16 protein-coding genes and 1 tRNA gene are annotated in these 13,908 nt (G+C 57.2%); 4 read left to right on the top strand and 13 right to left on the bottom strand.

Annotated features, from left to right (window positions below; translation table 11 throughout):
* Positions 1-581: 581 nt before the first annotated feature.
* The 3 genes from H621_RS28490 to H621_RS0117435 all read left to right on the top strand — a co-directional run bounded on the left by H621_RS28490 (position 582) and on the right by H621_RS0117435 (position 2,655).
* On the top strand, positions 582-1,085 hold the full coding sequence (locus H621_RS28490; protein WP_156905620.1) for a hypothetical protein: 504 nt from the start codon (positions 582-584) through the stop codon (positions 1,083-1,085).
* A gap of 14 nt (positions 1,086-1,099) precedes the next feature.
* Positions 1,100-1,651: a YfbU family protein gene (locus tag H621_RS0117440; RefSeq protein WP_028944632.1), complete on the top strand. Its 552-nt coding sequence runs from the start codon at positions 1,100-1,102 to the stop codon at positions 1,649-1,651.
* Positions 1,652-2,034: 383 nt separating this feature from the next.
* On the top strand, positions 2,035-2,655 hold the full coding sequence (locus H621_RS0117435) for a hypothetical protein (protein ID WP_028944631.1): 621 nt from the start codon (positions 2,035-2,037) through the stop codon (positions 2,653-2,655).
* A gap of 83 nt (positions 2,656-2,738) precedes the next feature.
* On the opposite strand, the gene H621_RS0117430 is transcribed toward H621_RS0117435, so the two are convergent.
* The 13 genes from H621_RS0117430 to H621_RS0117380 all read right to left on the bottom strand — a co-directional run bounded on the left by H621_RS0117430 (position 2,739) and on the right by H621_RS0117380 (position 12,478).
* Positions 2,739-3,593 (bottom strand): hypothetical protein, encoded by an 855-nt coding sequence (locus H621_RS0117430; protein ID WP_156905619.1) that lies wholly within the window; start codon positions 3,591-3,593, stop codon positions 2,739-2,741.
* Positions 3,594-3,688: 95 nt separating this feature from the next.
* Positions 3,689-6,565 carry a DUF927 domain-containing protein gene (locus tag H621_RS0117425; protein ID WP_028944629.1) on the bottom strand — a complete coding sequence of 959 codons (2,877 nt, stop codon included), beginning with the start codon at positions 6,563-6,565 and terminating at the stop codon, positions 3,689-3,691.
* Positions 6,562-6,846: a DUF3077 domain-containing protein gene (locus H621_RS0117420; protein WP_028944628.1), complete on the bottom strand. Its 285-nt coding sequence runs from the start codon at positions 6,844-6,846 to the stop codon at positions 6,562-6,564. The genes H621_RS0117425 and H621_RS0117420 overlap by 4 nt, the downstream gene beginning before the upstream one ends.
* Positions 6,843-7,130, bottom strand: a complete 288-nt coding sequence (locus H621_RS0117415; protein WP_028944627.1) for a hypothetical protein — start codon at positions 7,128-7,130, stop codon at positions 6,843-6,845. Before H621_RS0117415 ends, H621_RS0117420 begins: the two co-directional genes overlap by 4 nt.
* Positions 7,127-7,291, bottom strand: a complete 165-nt coding sequence (locus H621_RS28760) for a hypothetical protein (protein ID WP_167332123.1) — start codon at positions 7,289-7,291, stop codon at positions 7,127-7,129. Before H621_RS28760 ends, H621_RS0117415 begins: the two co-directional genes overlap by 4 nt.
* A 382-nt stretch (positions 7,292-7,673) precedes the next feature.
* Positions 7,674-8,006, bottom strand: coding sequence for a hypothetical protein (locus H621_RS0117405; RefSeq protein WP_028944626.1), 333 nt, complete (start codon positions 8,004-8,006; stop codon positions 7,674-7,676).
* Positions 8,003-8,593 (bottom strand): hypothetical protein, encoded by a 591-nt coding sequence (locus H621_RS0117400; protein WP_051270577.1) that lies wholly within the window; start codon positions 8,591-8,593, stop codon positions 8,003-8,005. The genes H621_RS0117405 and H621_RS0117400 overlap by 4 nt, the downstream gene beginning before the upstream one ends.
* Positions 8,594-8,604: 11 nt before the next feature.
* Positions 8,605-8,841, bottom strand: a complete 237-nt coding sequence (locus H621_RS28120) for a helix-turn-helix transcriptional regulator (RefSeq protein WP_036989989.1) — start codon at positions 8,839-8,841, stop codon at positions 8,605-8,607.
* Between the two features lie 95 nt (positions 8,842-8,936).
* Complete coding sequence (locus tag H621_RS28115; protein ID WP_084167974.1) at positions 8,937-9,170, bottom strand: helix-turn-helix domain-containing protein; 234 nt, start codon at positions 9,168-9,170, stop codon at positions 8,937-8,939.
* 83 nt (positions 9,171-9,253) lie between these two features.
* Positions 9,254-10,108, bottom strand: coding sequence for a hypothetical protein (locus H621_RS0117395; RefSeq protein WP_028944624.1), 855 nt, complete (start codon positions 10,106-10,108; stop codon positions 9,254-9,256).
* A gap of 313 nt (positions 10,109-10,421) precedes the next feature.
* Positions 10,422-11,750, bottom strand: coding sequence for a tyrosine-type recombinase/integrase (locus tag H621_RS0117390; protein ID WP_028944623.1), 1,329 nt, complete (start codon positions 11,748-11,750; stop codon positions 10,422-10,424).
* A gap of 161 nt (positions 11,751-11,911) precedes the next feature.
* A tRNA-Thr gene (locus H621_RS0117385) sits at positions 11,912-11,987 on the bottom strand.
* 62 nt (positions 11,988-12,049) lie between these two features.
* Complete coding sequence (locus H621_RS0117380; protein ID WP_028944622.1) at positions 12,050-12,478, bottom strand: pilin; 429 nt, start codon at positions 12,476-12,478, stop codon at positions 12,050-12,052.
* A gap of 220 nt (positions 12,479-12,698) precedes the next feature.
* Here H621_RS0117380 and H621_RS0117375 point away from each other — a divergent pair, with 220 nt between their 5' ends.
* Positions 12,699-13,907 (top strand): type II secretion system F family protein, encoded by a 1,209-nt coding sequence (locus tag H621_RS0117375; protein WP_028944621.1) that lies wholly within the window; start codon positions 12,699-12,701, stop codon positions 13,905-13,907.
* Position 13,908 lies beyond the last annotated feature (1 nt).

The following is a 13,908-nucleotide window of genomic DNA, read 5'->3' as shown; positions in this document are numbered from 1 at the left end:
CATCCAAAGCTGCCACAATACACACACCAGCGATAGCGTCTGCAGCGGACTGTTCCAGGGTATTCCGCACAGCGGCGTGGTACGCAATGAAGTTAGTCCAGATCACTCGCAGTGGGCAAGAAAAAGCCGTTGATAGCGTAGACCGCATGGCAAAACTGGAATGGCGGCTGTTAGATAGTAAAGCAAATAGAGGTTGGTTCAGATGATGGGGTGGACATGTGAATACCGCGAGCCTGCGGATTTGTAGCTGCTTGGCGTTGAACTAGGTGAGGGACCGCTTTTGGCCAATTGCTGCCGTTCGCTAGGGCCGCTTTCGACCCACAGCTGCCAGTCACCACTGGCAGTTAACGGCCAGAGGCGGACGGTCACCCAGTAAATAAACCTTGGGCCTGTCCCCTTTTCACTCACCTGGTTTCGTAGGGGCTGGGTTATTCAAAATCTGTTCCGGTGGTCGGTCGGCTAAATGGGCAGGCGTTGAGGCCGCTGACGGTGGTGCTGGGGGAGGAGAAGGGCGTGGCGGTTGCGGCCTGATGAGGATAAGCTTCAATGCCTAAAGCGAAGTCATATGGCAGGGAGGCTGCGTGGAAACAGGTTTTATGTGGTGGCTCGGTCTCGTCTCATCAATCGCATCTATCGGCAGCGCTGTATGGGCATGGCGTGAGGCATCAAATGCATCTGACTCGGCATCAAAAGCCGATGCACTGTATTCGCGAATGATTAACTCCAGACAAAGTGCTGAGGCACATCAGGTGCTGCATGCTACTAGGACGATATTGCAGGCTATTTCTCCTATAGGGCCCTCTGGACAAGTCAAGCAGATCAAGGGCATTGATCTTTCTCACATATCTAGAGCGCTAGAAAATTATTGTCATACCCTCTCAGAATATGGACATCTTTTTAGTGTTGATATAGAAAGTCATGCAGTTAACCTTTCAAAGTCAATATTGAATAATTTGCCTGCGGTGGCTAATAAGTCTGATTTGGAAGGTGTGATAAAGGCCGGCACGTTGATTTATATTGAAATCAATAATTTCATGCCAGTCGCCAAGCAGATATCTGACGAACGCATGGAAGACGTAAAATAAGGAGTGGCGATTATATGAAGTTTACAGATGGTGAAAAAGTAATCGCTTTGATGCTGTGCGAACTTTACGACAAGCTCGGAGTAGACAGCGAGATAGATCCAGATTTTATAAGGTCCGCGATCCATTCAGAAAGTGAGTGGAGTATCGCATGGAAATACCCAGGCATCCCTTTTACTGAACAGGATGAACCTGAAAGCCTAAAAGAAATTTTGGATATACTTGAAATGTGGGACTGGATTGAAGATTCCTACGCTGAGCTTTCTGCCCACGACAAAAAAGCGCTTATTGAGAAGGCCAAGCCGTTTGGGACAAATCCTACATTTCGGGGATTTGATGGTAATAATGAATCGAGATATATAGGGATTGTATCAACGCTTGTTAACGATCTTGATCGGTTCGAACGATTCAAGGGCAGATATCTCAATTCACATTCCCCTATGATGGACGTTTATCAGCGCATGCTTCACGCTTTCGCTATGGTTCGAATATCGTCCTATGATAGGTACCTGAACGTTGACGAGATTGCGCAGGTATTAAACGCATGCACTCATCCTAGCCAACGATAGACATCGACCTGACGATCTTGTGTTACTTTCGGAATGATAAGCAGCAGGGAAAAAGGGACAAATTTATTTATTGGGAAACAGTCCACTCCTGGCCGCTTTCGGCATGTCGCGAAAGGCAGAAAACGGCCAGAAGCGGTCTTTCAGGAGCCTCAGCAGGTCGCTCATCCAACACGCCCTTTGGGTAACACTACTGATAGGGCGGTGTACAGGAATTGTCATGAAAGACATCAGCTAAGGTTGATACCAAATAGCTATCAAGCCTAGGATGGGCTCCCCTTTTGCCCAATGGACGAGCCGTAGATGAAGCCAAAATCTATCTAAGAAAAATTTGGTCAAGAACTGCGAATACCGCATCGACGGTATCAGACCCAGGAGAGTCACTATTGACCATTGCAGCGCGAATTCAGGAATGCACAGCTAAGCTCGCTCTAGGAGATGCCGAGAATGCGTTCATCCAACTTGCAATTGCCATCGATGGCACAGCCAAGCTGCTTTATCCAGGAAAGAAGACATCTGAGCGCTGTAAAAAATTCTTGAAAGACAGCCTTCCTTTCATTCTCTGGTCACTGACAAATGGAACACCAGCTAAAACTACCAGCCTTTCATTCGAAGTTTCGAACTCTAGAGATTCTGGGGAATGCATTGAATTCGAAGACCTTGTCTACAAAGTGATGCGCTGCTCCTTACTCCACGATGGCGAACTCTCGGATAAAGTAGAATTTGTCAACGCTCCCAAGGTCGGCATACTCAATGGCAGAGTGCAGTTTCCTTTGGCATTACTTGGGTCTTTGCTCTTCGCAGTGATCGCCAGCCCCGTGAACGAGCGCCAAAGAGTTTCCGACTCAACTTCATTCATATTTGGCAATACCAAGGTACCTGTAAATCACATGCTTGGAAGCTTGGAAAAAACTAAATTGGCAATCCGAAACGGTTTCTTATATGACGCGGAGTACTTGCTTGAGAGTTTGAATACCGAAGCCAATCGTGAACGACAAAAAAATTAATACATATACATCAAAACACCAGAGCCCATTTCTCTGGGATGGTGTTTTGACAAAATGAAGAAGATGTATTCGGCAAGCTGAAACTAAATATTTGTCAGCTGTTCCTGCTTGATATTGCTACGCTGCTCCAAAACCTTACGATGAGAAATGAAATGCCCCTTTTGGGGAGAAATAGTTGGAACGTAGAAATCGGTAAGACTATCGCCGTATCCAAGTAGTTTTTCAGCTGCTGCAACATGGGCTGCCAGGGTTGCCAGCTCTCGTGCAGCTTTCTCAAATCGGTCCGCCCAATAGAATCGAGCAGCCTGAAGTAGTTTTGAGTTCAAATTGTCAAGTTCGGATTGCTTCTGCTGAATGACATCATCAAGCTCCGAGACCTGAGAACTAAGTGCAGACGAGACTGTATTAGCACCTTGAAGCGTCTGTTTTATTATCGCCAGCGCGTGGGACGCTTTCTGCAACAATCCCTCTGCCTTGCGCTCAACCCCGCTATCGTTCTCCCCCATCGCCTGGGCGTAAGCTTGGGCGGCTTCATGTTCATCGCGTTCTGCAGCTTTAAATTCGCGCTCGTGCTTCGCAACGAGACCTGCCCTTTTGGACTCCAGCGTCTCTCGCTTTTCGCGCAGGCTTTCAATTTCGTTCTGAATCTTGGCTATATCTTTTCTTGCCTGCCGCACGTTTTCAGAGGCGGACTTTACACCCTCCTCCCAGCTAACCAAACCCTGGAGTCGGGGAATTTCTCGAGATAGCTCATCAATTTTAGCCTTAGCATTGGAGTAAGGCGCGATCTGATCCCGAGGATAGACAGTTCTTCCCTGACGGCTATTAGCGAATATTTTCTCTGCCTCGTCAGCGACGGCTTTTAGCCGAGGAAGATCCTTCTTCAAGCTTGCTAGTTCAGTTTGGCATTGTTTCAGCATGGACGAATTTGTGCTCATTTTGGACTCCAATAATTAAATTTAGGTAAGTGCAGGCGTAGGCAGGCCGAGCCTATAAGTGGCCACTAATCTCCCGACTAGTTGAATGCTATTAGTTAGTCGCTAAGCAATACGTTTGAGCTCACAACATAAACCCGTCCTTTCGGCATTCCGGGTAGTGTTACGGACTGGGCGGCTTTTCCGTCTCCGCTCGGCTCAAGTATTCCGCGCGCGACCAGCTCTCTATTTACATTTCGCAAGTTCATTCCTTTAAAAACTTCATCGCGCCAAGTTGTGCCGAGAAAGTAATAGGTCACCGACGTATATAGAGAGTCACCAATGCCATGATCCATAGTCCTGCGAAAGCCAAGGCGGTCTGCTGTACGTGGCGCATGGTCATCGGTCTTCGCCGCAATAGAGTCCCATCGCGTGAAGCGACTTTCTCCATAGCGCTCCACCATGCCGCGCAGCCTAGCCACGATAGCGTCCCCTTCCAGATTTCCAGCACCGCCACGCTCAGCCAACCAAGCATCTAAGCACACACGAGCGGAGTGCAGCGCTAGACCGTCTGGCCACCCTGTAACGCCCAACGCTGTGGCCAACTCACCCGCCGCTGCTGCCAGTCCGAAGCGAGTTGCGGCGCGCTGTGCCTGGCCACTGGCGCTAGCAGGTAATGCCTCAGTGGTAAACCGCTCCAGGGTGCTGCGCACAATGGCCGCATATGCCCGTAGCTTGCCGGGCTCACAGAGGGCCGACAGGAAAGCAAGGGCTGGCGTGCCATAGCATCGGCTCACCCGAGACTTGAGCGCATCCGACAGCGCGGCGGCATCGTCGAAGCCATGCAGCTCTTCGAACAACCCTAGCCCTTTGCTAGCGTCAGCCGGTACGGCAAGTAGTCGCACCTCCATACCGGCTTTCAATTCCTTGTTTGCCTCGGCCATGTGTTGCGCCAAGGTCTTTTCCCCGGTTGAGAGAAACAGCAAGCGCCATTCCTGAACTTGGCGCCCGCTCATGCCCCGATCATTAGCCCGCGCCTTGCCGGTGCCGTTACCCAGCATGTAGACCGTTTCCCCAATGATCCGTGGGTCGCACATCCCGATCTCATCGAGCACCAGCAACCCGTCCGAGTGCGCCGCCGCGATACTTTCCAGGGCGTTGTCTGTAGAGCGCCAGGAACGCACCAGACGTGGCCCACCCCAAACCGAGGCAGCCACCTGCAGGTGGGTGGTCTTCCCGCCCGAGCTATCGCCGTACAGGTGGAAACCGCCCGACTCGTGCCCCAGTAGATGCAGTACCGCCCCAGCAAAAGCCACGCATACGACGAACGCCAGCCGGTTATTGCCCACGCAAAGCGAACCGATTTGCTGCTGCCATTGTTCCAGCGTCCCTGCCTGAGTGATCGGCGGAAGCTGGGCACCGGCTTCGTAGAAGTGCAGATATTCGGCGCTGGCACCTATCTGCCGATCTGGCAGCAAGTAAGCATCCCCGTGCCAGCCCAGACGAGTGACCAGGCGAGCACGCTCAGCACTGTCATAGCTCTGCAAGTAGCTCTGTAGATCGTTGCGCGAATTGCGAGCAGTGCGCACGGGCGCCAGGCGCAGCCCCATATCAACCAGTGGCGCGAGCACTTCCTTGCCAAAGTCGCCCGCCATTGCCCTAGCCGGAATGTTGAGGCGCTTGTTGGCCCCATCCGGGTCATCGAACTCCACCAGCAAGCCCCAGCCGTGGCCCTTTTCGTCACGGGTGCGAGCCAATATCTCTAGCCGTGAACAAACCGGGCGTGCTTCGCCATCCTCTCCGGCATAGAACACCCCATCCTTGGTGACACGGAAGCCGCTCGGGGTCGGGGCAGTTTTCTTCTCAGGTTGCCGCTTGGCCTGGCCAGTGGTCTTGCTTTGCTTGGTGGGGGTGAGTGTGGCGGCAGGTGCGAGGGCGAACAACTCCCCGGTGCGCTGAAGCTCTGCCAAGTGTTGGGCAGTCCAGCCTTTGGATTGGGCATCCGCCGCATCGTCACCTTCGTGCCACTCACCGCCTGGCTCGAAAGTGGGGCACTCACCGTCCATACCAGGGAGTTGCCCGAACACTGTCAAGGCTACCGTCTGCACCGAGGCAGCTCCAAGCTTTCGCAGGTGGTCGGATAAGGCATCCATGCACTTCATGCCTGGGGCATCGTTGTCAGGCCACAGCAACACGTCACGCCCGACTAGCGCCGCGAAATCAGCCTTCTGCCAAGAGTTCGTCCCGTTGGGCCAGCAGGTGGCAACATGCTCGGGAAGCAGATCGACAGCGCCATCGGCGGCCTTCTCGCCCTCGCACAGCACTACCGGTGCCGAGGGGCGTTTGGCCAGCTCATCAAGACGCAGTAGCGGACGAGGCTCCGATAAACCCTGCCAGCGCCAAGCCAGCGAGTCATTTGCAGAGTGTTTGCACCACGTGAGGGGCGCGAACACTTTGCGCGGCGTGCCGCTCTCATCCGGCCCGAGGTCGAAGCGGTACAGCACCATAAGTGGCTGACCGTTGGCGTCACGGTAAATCCAGACCTTGGAAGGTTTACCGTGCTGCCGGTGCGCTTGCAGCACATTCTGCATTGCCTGCTCAGGAATGGGCAGCACGGGCACCCACTCTGGTTTCTTGGCCTGGCTAGTGGGCGGTGTGACGTTGGTGCTATTTGTCGCTTCGACGCCCAGGAAGGCCGCCAGTTTGTTGCAGGCCTCCACATCGGTGCCGCGATCAAGGTAGCGCACCAGGTCAATCAAATCGCCGCCTTTGTCACCGGTGGCGAAGTCGCACCAGGTGGCTTTGGCCAGGTTCACCTTGAGCGAACCTGAATGCTTGTCCGCTCTTGTTGGGTTGGGTGCGGTGTACTCCTTGCCACCGTCTACGCGCTTGCCACCTGGAAGCCAGTGGGCCAGCACGCGGTCAATCGCCGCCAAGGAAGCGGCTTTGACCTGGGCAAAGGTCGGATGCCGGGAGCTGGGCATCTTCCTGCTCATGCTTCGCCACTCTCGGCAATCTGAATCCCGGTGGCCACGTCATCAATGAGAGCCTTTGCCTGCTCGCCCAGATAGTGTGCCGCCCATACCAGGGACTCGTTATCGTCGCTCATGCCAGCCAACTGAGTTAATTTGTTAACGCAATCCATGAGCACGGAAGCCTGCTCTAAAGCTTCCTCACCGGAGATACCAGGGCACACCTGGAAGAACGGTTGATTCAACGAGTTGTGCTTAGAGAAAGTGGCCCCACCTGCCGTATTAACTTGAACGCGCCCGCTCATTTCCGCCCCCTTTCCCCGACATGGCGGGTCGAGTCGTCGGCATGCACGACCAGGGTATGAATCTGCTCCAGCGTCCCACGTACGTCCCACAGGGCGCCGAGAATCACGCGGTTAGCCAGGCGCTGCCCCTGCTCCGCCTCGAACTGATCCTCCAGCAAGCACAGCACTGCCCGGGCTCGCTCAACGGCACAGGTGATCGCATCTATTGGGACGCCAGCGGGCGCCTGTGCGGTAACGCAAAGCAGGTCTTCGGGTTGAGAGCAGTGCTGTACTTGAGTAGTCATTGGGCACCCCCGTTTGCTTCCAGGGCGCGGGCACGGGCCATCGCCGCGTTGTAACGCGCCAAGCGGACGGAGAGGGATGAATTGGCGTGCAGTGCCGCAATGGCACGGGCCTTCAGGGCGGCAATGTGGCTCTGGAGAGCAGACGGATTGAGGGCGTGCATGGGCGTAGCTCCTGTTACTGGTGAGGAGCTGCCACAAACCGTCGCCAAACGATTATGGGTGGCAGCCGTGCGCAGGTTGGCGAACCGGGGTAACAGGAACCCGGCAGACCCGAAGGTCTCCCACGCACGGCCACCATAACAAGGCATTGCGGGCACAAAAAAAGCGCCTGCAATGGTGGTATGGGCGCCTGTGCGCCTGTTACTGATCGGGTCGCCAAACCCGGTCGCTGGATTTGCAGCGACAGGCGGAGAGTAACGTGTGAGCCGACGAAGCGCAAGCTGAGTGGTGCGGGCAGGTTGCATGGCTCTTGGCCATGGCATAGAGTGAGCGGGCACAGTGAAGATCCTCAGACGCCCCCGGTTGCAGCCGGGGGCGTTTTCGTTAGTGGGTAATGGCCGGGGGACGCTCAAGCTTGAGCCAAGTGAGATTGCGGCCTTGCCTGGCCTTCTCATACATCTGTCCTAATGCATCGGGATTGGCCAGCACGTTGGGCACCAACTGCGCTGCATCCCGAATTACTACGTCCCCAGGCGCCTCGACAGCGAGCAGCCCCCAATCGAGGGTCGGCCAAATCAGCAGTAGAACGTGCGCCCCTTTGGCCAGTGCTTCGTCGCGGAGTTTTTGCAGTCGCTCCAGTCGCCCAGGCGAAGGTGCCTTTGGACCCAGTTCGTCTATGGCATCAAGGGCAGCGGCGGGCAGGAAAATAGGTTTCATGCGGCGCACCCTCGCAACCAGGCCGCAACTCGCTGATCCTCCGCACATTCGCGCTCATACTCAGAACGCAGGATGCGACGGCAATCCTCAGTGTTTACTCGGACCCACTCGGGCAGACCATCACAGGTCGGCTCCTGCTCTGCGCGTTGGCTGATACGGCGGGCATCAACGTAGTTGTGTTCGGCCGCTTTGCGCTCAGCCGCTACTTGAGACTCCACATAGGCACCCCATACCTCTGGGCAATTTGCATAGGCCGCATCACTCCCTACGAGCCAGTAAGTGACCCACTGGTTTGATTCGTTCGATAGCACCGAATCTCCAGCGGGATGGGTCATAGCGAATACACCCGATCCCATCACTTGTGCCGGCTCCATTCGCGTTCTCTGCTGGCGCAACACGGCAGGCAGTTCCCAAGGGGAAGGAACCAGCGGAAGCACCAGGCCATCAGGGTTGAAAAAGTGCGCTTTTCCTTCCTGGCCATTCCAACTTACACCTGCGACGGTACGTTGCTTCCAGTTGTTGCGGCCCGTCTGGTACAGGGCAAAGCCAATTCCGTATGTGTCGAAGAAGGGGCCAGTAAACGGCATGCGAGCGGATCTCATGCAGTGATCCCCCGAGCTTCAATACGTTCACGCGCCCAGCGCTGCACTTCTGCGAGAACAAATCCCACTGGTGCTCCCCGTGACGTGCTGTTGCTCAACGGCACGGGGCGGGGAAAGGTCGGATCGTCCTTGAGGCGCTTGTAGATAGTTGCGCGAGCTAGACCGGTCATAGCCACTACATCGGGGAAGCGAATCAGCGTGGCGGCAGGGTCAAAGCCTGGAGCTTTACCCATATCCTGGCGCAGATTGCGCCCCGAGACTTCGCGGGTATGCGCACGGCAAGGAGTCGATTGGGCGGGGGTTTTGCCAAAGGTTTGATGCGGGGACATTAGATTTCCCCCCGAGGCGCGGCGGGGGTGTGGTGCCGATCTGCTAGCCAGGCGACCAGTTCGGTGCGCTGATAACGGATACGTGCGCCGCAGCGGATGAATGGGAGAGCGTGCCGACCAGTGCTGCGCCAGGTGGCCAGGGTCTTTACCGATAGGCCCAACAGTTGGGCCGCCTGCTCAGGCGTGAGAAGGTCAGCGGGTGAAACAGTTGTCACAGTTCGATTGAGTTGCATGTGATGCCCCCGGGTTTGATGAAACCAACGGGGGCGAAGATAAGAGGCAGGAGGGAGGTGAACATGGTTCACCTCCCTGTAATTTAGGCGGGATCCAGAACAAGTCCTTTGCGTAGCACGTCCCGTACGCCCTTGGACCCAAGGCTTCCCGAAACTTCCATTCGTGAAATGATCCCTGAGATTTCACTGGGGGCCCTACCAGACGCGAGTAGCTTCCGGCCCGCATCACAGATTTCCCTGTCGCGCCCGGCATTCTTCTCCTGCCTGGCGGCACCGCTTCTTGCCCCGGCTTTTCTGCCTGTCGCTGCACGAGATTTCTTTACTGCTTGCTCATTAAGTCGCGCCATTGCTTCGGGTGGAATACTTGGATTCCGATAAAACTCCGCGAAGATGAGGGAATTTCGTGCGCGCCCCAGCAAATCTGCAGCCGACTGCCGTGCCTCGATCTCGGCTATCGGACATTCAATACGGCAATCATTAACGATGGTGGCGTAAACCTCAGGGTCATTAACCCTTAAGTCCTCAACACGCACGCGTCCAAATGCCTCCACCACATCGTCAGCCAAGTGCGTTAGCCATTTGCGAAGAGCATGTATCGCCCGGCAGCCATAAGCCATAGCGAGGGCCGCCACAAGCTGTGAATCGGTGGCACGCCTTTCCCATGACCCTGCGTTACGCACCGCCCAAGCCAAGCCCAGTGCTGGAGACCGATCCAGCGCCTGCGCAATGTTATAGAGCTTTCGGTTTATCTCTGCTGCCGCGTCAACTGCCCATTCTTCGCTCTCATGAGGACTCCACATTTCGATACCAGCCGCCACTAGATCAATCGCCTCAGTGAAGCGTTCGGCGAATTCGCCATAAAGCGGCAACCACTCCAACTCCAATTCAAGCTCGTCGAGGTCGAGGTTCAGAGGACTCATTAATTTGCCAAGAGTCATAGCAATGCGCCGTTAGATATTTGACGATCCCCACGCCCCGGTTGGCGCAGACAAAGCCGCGCCGGGCCGTGATTGAGTGCGTGAGCGCATCGGAAGAGCGGCCAGCAGGAGGAGGAGGAGGCTTGCGTTGGCGTAGACGGGCGCACGGGCCGAGGCGCCTCGCTCATGGAACACCTTGGGTGTTCCGGCGTCTTCGTGTTCCGCCGTTTAGGCAAAGGTGTTCCTTGGCTACAGACCTCGTGGTTTTTGGCTTCCAGCGTTTTTGGAACACCAAGAACACCAAGAACACCGGCCTTTAATCGAATACTTGTCTTCATTGCTGTCCAATCATGCCGAATGCTCCGCGCACCACATTGCTTACACCCTCCCCCACGCGAGCAAAGTCATAAGGAGTGATGTGCTTCTCTCGATTGACATCCAGATAGTCGGCCCACCACTGAACCATGAGCCGGCGTTCTTCAATGTACTCAGCCTTGTGGATGTATGCCGCCCGCACACTGTTACGCTCTTGGTGGCTCATCTGACGCTCTACCGCGTCCTTGCTCCACAGTCCCGATTCGACGAGCGCAGAACAGGCCATGGCTCTGAACCCATGCCCACACACCTCGGTCTTGGTGTCGTAGCCCATGCGTCGAAGCGCCTTGTTCACCGTGTTCTCGCTCATCGGCTTCCAGTGGTTGCTGTCACCCGCGAACACAAGGTCGAAGCGCCCGGTGAGCAGGCGCACCTGCTCGAGCGTGGCCAGTGCCTGGCGACTGAGAGGTACCAGGTGGGGCGTGCTCATCTTGGAGCCGCGATGCGAGTTTTTCACACCTTCAATCTGCTGGCGCTCCCCGGGGATCTCCCACATGGAGCGATCGGTGTCGATCTCTGGCCAGCGCGCAAACCGCAACTCACTGGATCGAATAAACACCAGCAGGGTGAGCTGGGTGGCCAACCGTGTCAGCGGCCGACCAGTGTCGCTGTCGATTCGTTGCAGCAGCTCAGGCAGCCGATCCAGCGCAAGCGCAGGCCGGTGGACGGTCTTGCGTGTAGCAGTTGCGCCCTGAAGGTCGACTGCAGGGTTCGTGTCGATGTGCCCGTGCTGGACAGCCATGCGCATGATCCCAGTCATGTACTGCCGTAGCCGGCCGGCAGTGTCCAAAACTTCGCGCTTTTCCACAGCCTTGAGCGGCGCCAACAGGTCGCGGGTCTTGAGGCCGGCCACCGGGCGCTGGCCCAGGGCCGGGAGCAGGTAAGTTTCGATACGCCGCCACACCGTCGCGGCATGACCTGGGGACCACTTCTTAGAGCAGGCGTCGTGCCAGTCCTTGGCCAGCACGCCGAAGGTGTTGGCCCTCGCGTTCGCCGCTTCGACCCTCCCCTGCCTGGCGCTCTCAATCGGGTCTTTACCATGCGCCAACAACTCCAGCGCTTCGGCTCGGCGCGCGCGGGCGGCTTTGAGTGTCAGCGCTGGGTAGTTGCCGAAGGTGGCCAGCCCCTCTCTGCCATCCGGCCGCTTGAACTTCATGCGCCAGATCTTGCTGCCGTTCTTCTTGACCAGCAGGAACAGGCCCTGACCGTCGAACAGGGTGTAGTCCTTGTCCCGCGGCTTGGCGGCCTCGCATTTGGGGTCTGAGAGGGGCGTAACGGTGCGTGCCATAGGTATACGTTTTCTCGTCGAACCGGCGTATACCCTAACGTATACCTAAAATCGGTATATGCCTAGAGACAGAATGAGACAACCAGAGACAAGAAAGCCCGCACTTAGCGGGCTTTTCATGGGGTTCCGTGTACAAGAAGAGACGTATCGGAACAGTTGAATGGTGCCGGAGACAGGAATCGAACCTGCGACCTTCGCGTTACGAGTGCGCTGCTCTACCGACTGAGCTACACCGGCGTGGCGTCAACGCTACCACTGCCGGATCGCTTACGCAAATCACTGTTTATTAACAGCAAAGCTCACTGGGCCGGGGTGCCTTCGGCGGGTTTGCAGCCGGTTGGGGCGAGGTCTTCGGGGAGGTCGCTGGTGCAGGCCCAGCCGGTGGCCGAGCGTGTCAGGGTGAGGGCTTTGCCATGGGCCATGGCCGGGGCGTCGACCAGGGTGCAGGTCAAGGTGCCAGCGCCAGTGGCGGCGGTGCCGGTGGCGGTGATGGCGCAGTGGCTGGTGCTGGCCTGGCCGCCCAGGGCGGTAACGTCGGTGACGTCCTTGCCGTCGTTCAGGCGCAGGTCGAACGGGGTTTTCAAGGCGGAGATTTCTACCAGGGCGGCGGTGGCCTTGGTGCGTGCCTGGTGGTTGCTGTACATGGGTATGGCGATGGTCGCCAGGATGCCGATGATCGCCACGACGATCATCAGTTCTATCAAGGTAATGCCGCGTTGCCCTTTCATGGACGTTCTCCCTCTCTAAATCGGTTCGTGTCGGCAGCGGGTTCGGCCCTGCCGCCAACAGGCGCGCCAGTAGGCCCGATCAGACACCTTTTGTCACCCCGGCGTCGGCAAACTTGCCTCCTGGCTCGACTACTCTAGTGAGCAGCGGGTAATCCTGCCCGCCGGCCAGGCCCTCAAGCTGTTTCCGGGTTTGTTGAGGCCACGCAGCAAGGATGTCGCGATGACCGAGAAACTGCAGATCTATCGCTGGCAGGGCATCACTGCCCAAGGCACGCCCATTCATGGCCAGAGCAGCGAACGCAGCCCCGCGCTGTTGCGCACGGCGCTGCGCAAGCGCGGCATTCGCCCGGCAAACATCGAGCGGGTGCGCAGCGGGTTGTGGCATCAGCGCACGGCCCTCGGCACGCAGGAGCTCGGTCAGTTCAGCCGGCAGTTGTCGACGTTGATCAGCTCGGGGGTGGCACTGCTGCAAGCGCTCGAGGCGATTGCCCAGAGCACCAGCAACCCCGCCCTTCTCTCTTTGCTCGACGCGATCAGGACCGATATCGGTGCCGGTTGCAGCCTCGCCGATGCCCTGCGCCGACACCCGCGGTATTTCGATACGCTTTACTGCAATTTGATCGCCGCCGCCGAGCAAGCCGGTACGCTTGAGTCGGTGCTTGAGCAGGTCGCCAGCCTGCAGGAGAAACGCCAGGCGTTGCGCGCCCGTTTGAAGAAGGCCATGACCTATCCATTGATTGTGCTGTTGACCGGGCTGGGCGTTTCGAGCCTGTTGCTGCTGCAAGTGGTGCCGCAGTTCGAGACCATGTTCAGCGGCTTCGATGCCGAGTTGCCGGCGTTTACCCGGCAGGTCATCGGCTTGTCGAACTGGCTCGGGCAGTACGTTGGCGGGTTGCTGGTGTTAGCGCTTGGCGGTGGCTGGGCGCTGCGCCGGGCTTACCAGCAGCAACCCGGGTTTCAGCGCTGGTGCCTGCGCTCGGCCCTGAAGCTGCCGATTGCCGGGGCGCTGCTGAGCAATGCCGCCCTCGCCCGCTTTGCCCGCACGTTGTCGACCTCCTACGCCGCGGGTGTGCCGCTGGTCGAGGCGTTGGGGCCCGTGGCCGCTGCGTGTGGCAACCCGCTTTACGAACAAGCCGTGTTGCGGGTGCGCAATGACCTTGCCAGCGGTCAGTCGTTGAGCCTGGCACTGGCCGGCAGCGACTTGTTTCCGCGCTTGATGCAGCAAATGTGCGCCATTGGCGAGACAGCCGGGACGCTGGACGATATGCTCGCCAGGGTCGCCAGCCACTATGAAAGTGCGATCGAGCGCTCGCTCGATAACCTGGCCAGCCTGCTCGAACCTCTGATCGTGCTGATTCTCGGGCTGCTGGTAGGCAGCCTGGTGATTGCCATGTACCTGCCAATTTTCCAGTTGGGTAGTGTGATCTGAC

Source organism: Pseudomonas vranovensis DSM 16006 (genome assembly GCF_000425805.1).
GTDB classification, from domain to species: domain Bacteria; phylum Pseudomonadota; class Gammaproteobacteria; order Pseudomonadales; family Pseudomonadaceae; genus Aquipseudomonas; species Aquipseudomonas vranovensis.
The sequence above is the reverse complement of the archived record's forward strand: the minus strand, read 5'-3'. Positions and strand labels throughout refer to the sequence as shown.

What these genes read in the sequence shown, in the direction of transcription:
- H621_RS28115 (WP_084167974.1), bottom strand. Translation starts at nt 9,170, where the DNA reads ATGCAACTCAATCGAACTGTGACAACTGTTTCACCCGCTGACCTTCTC.
- H621_RS0117420 (WP_028944628.1), bottom strand. Translation starts at nt 6,846, where the DNA reads ATGAGCGGGCGCGTTCAAGTTAATACGGCAGGTGGGGCCACTTTCTCT.
- H621_RS0117375 (WP_028944621.1), top strand. Translation starts at nt 12,699, where the DNA reads ATGACCGAGAAACTGCAGATCTATCGCTGGCAGGGCATCACTGCCCAA.
- H621_RS0117380 (WP_028944622.1), bottom strand. Translation starts at nt 12,478, where the DNA reads ATGAAAGGGCAACGCGGCATTACCTTGATAGAACTGATGATCGTCGTG.
- H621_RS0117400 (WP_051270577.1), bottom strand. Translation starts at nt 8,593, where the DNA reads ATGCCGTTTACTGGCCCCTTCTTCGACACATACGGAATTGGCTTTGCC.
- H621_RS0117425 (WP_028944629.1), bottom strand. Translation starts at nt 6,565, where the DNA reads ATGAGCAGGAAGATGCCCAGCTCCCGGCATCCGACCTTTGCCCAGGTC.
- H621_RS0117395 (WP_028944624.1), bottom strand. Translation starts at nt 10,108, where the DNA reads ATGACTCTTGGCAAATTAATGAGTCCTCTGAACCTCGACCTCGACGAG.
- H621_RS0117415 (WP_028944627.1), bottom strand. Translation starts at nt 7,130, where the DNA reads ATGACTACTCAAGTACAGCACTGCTCTCAACCCGAAGACCTGCTTTGC.
- H621_RS0117430 (WP_156905619.1), bottom strand. Translation starts at nt 3,593, where the DNA reads ATGAGCACAAATTCGTCCATGCTGAAACAATGCCAAACTGAACTAGCA.
- H621_RS0117405 (WP_028944626.1), bottom strand. Translation starts at nt 8,006, where the DNA reads ATGAAACCTATTTTCCTGCCCGCCGCTGCCCTTGATGCCATAGACGAA.
- H621_RS0117440 (WP_028944632.1), top strand. Translation starts at nt 1,100, where the DNA reads ATGAAGTTTACAGATGGTGAAAAAGTAATCGCTTTGATGCTGTGCGAA.
- H621_RS28760 (WP_167332123.1), bottom strand. Translation starts at nt 7,291, where the DNA reads ATGCACGCCCTCAATCCGTCTGCTCTCCAGAGCCACATTGCCGCCCTG.
- H621_RS0117390 (WP_028944623.1), bottom strand. Translation starts at nt 11,750, where the DNA reads ATGGCACGCACCGTTACGCCCCTCTCAGACCCCAAATGCGAGGCCGCC.
- H621_RS28120 (WP_036989989.1), bottom strand. Translation starts at nt 8,841, where the DNA reads ATGGGTAAAGCTCCAGGCTTTGACCCTGCCGCCACGCTGATTCGCTTC.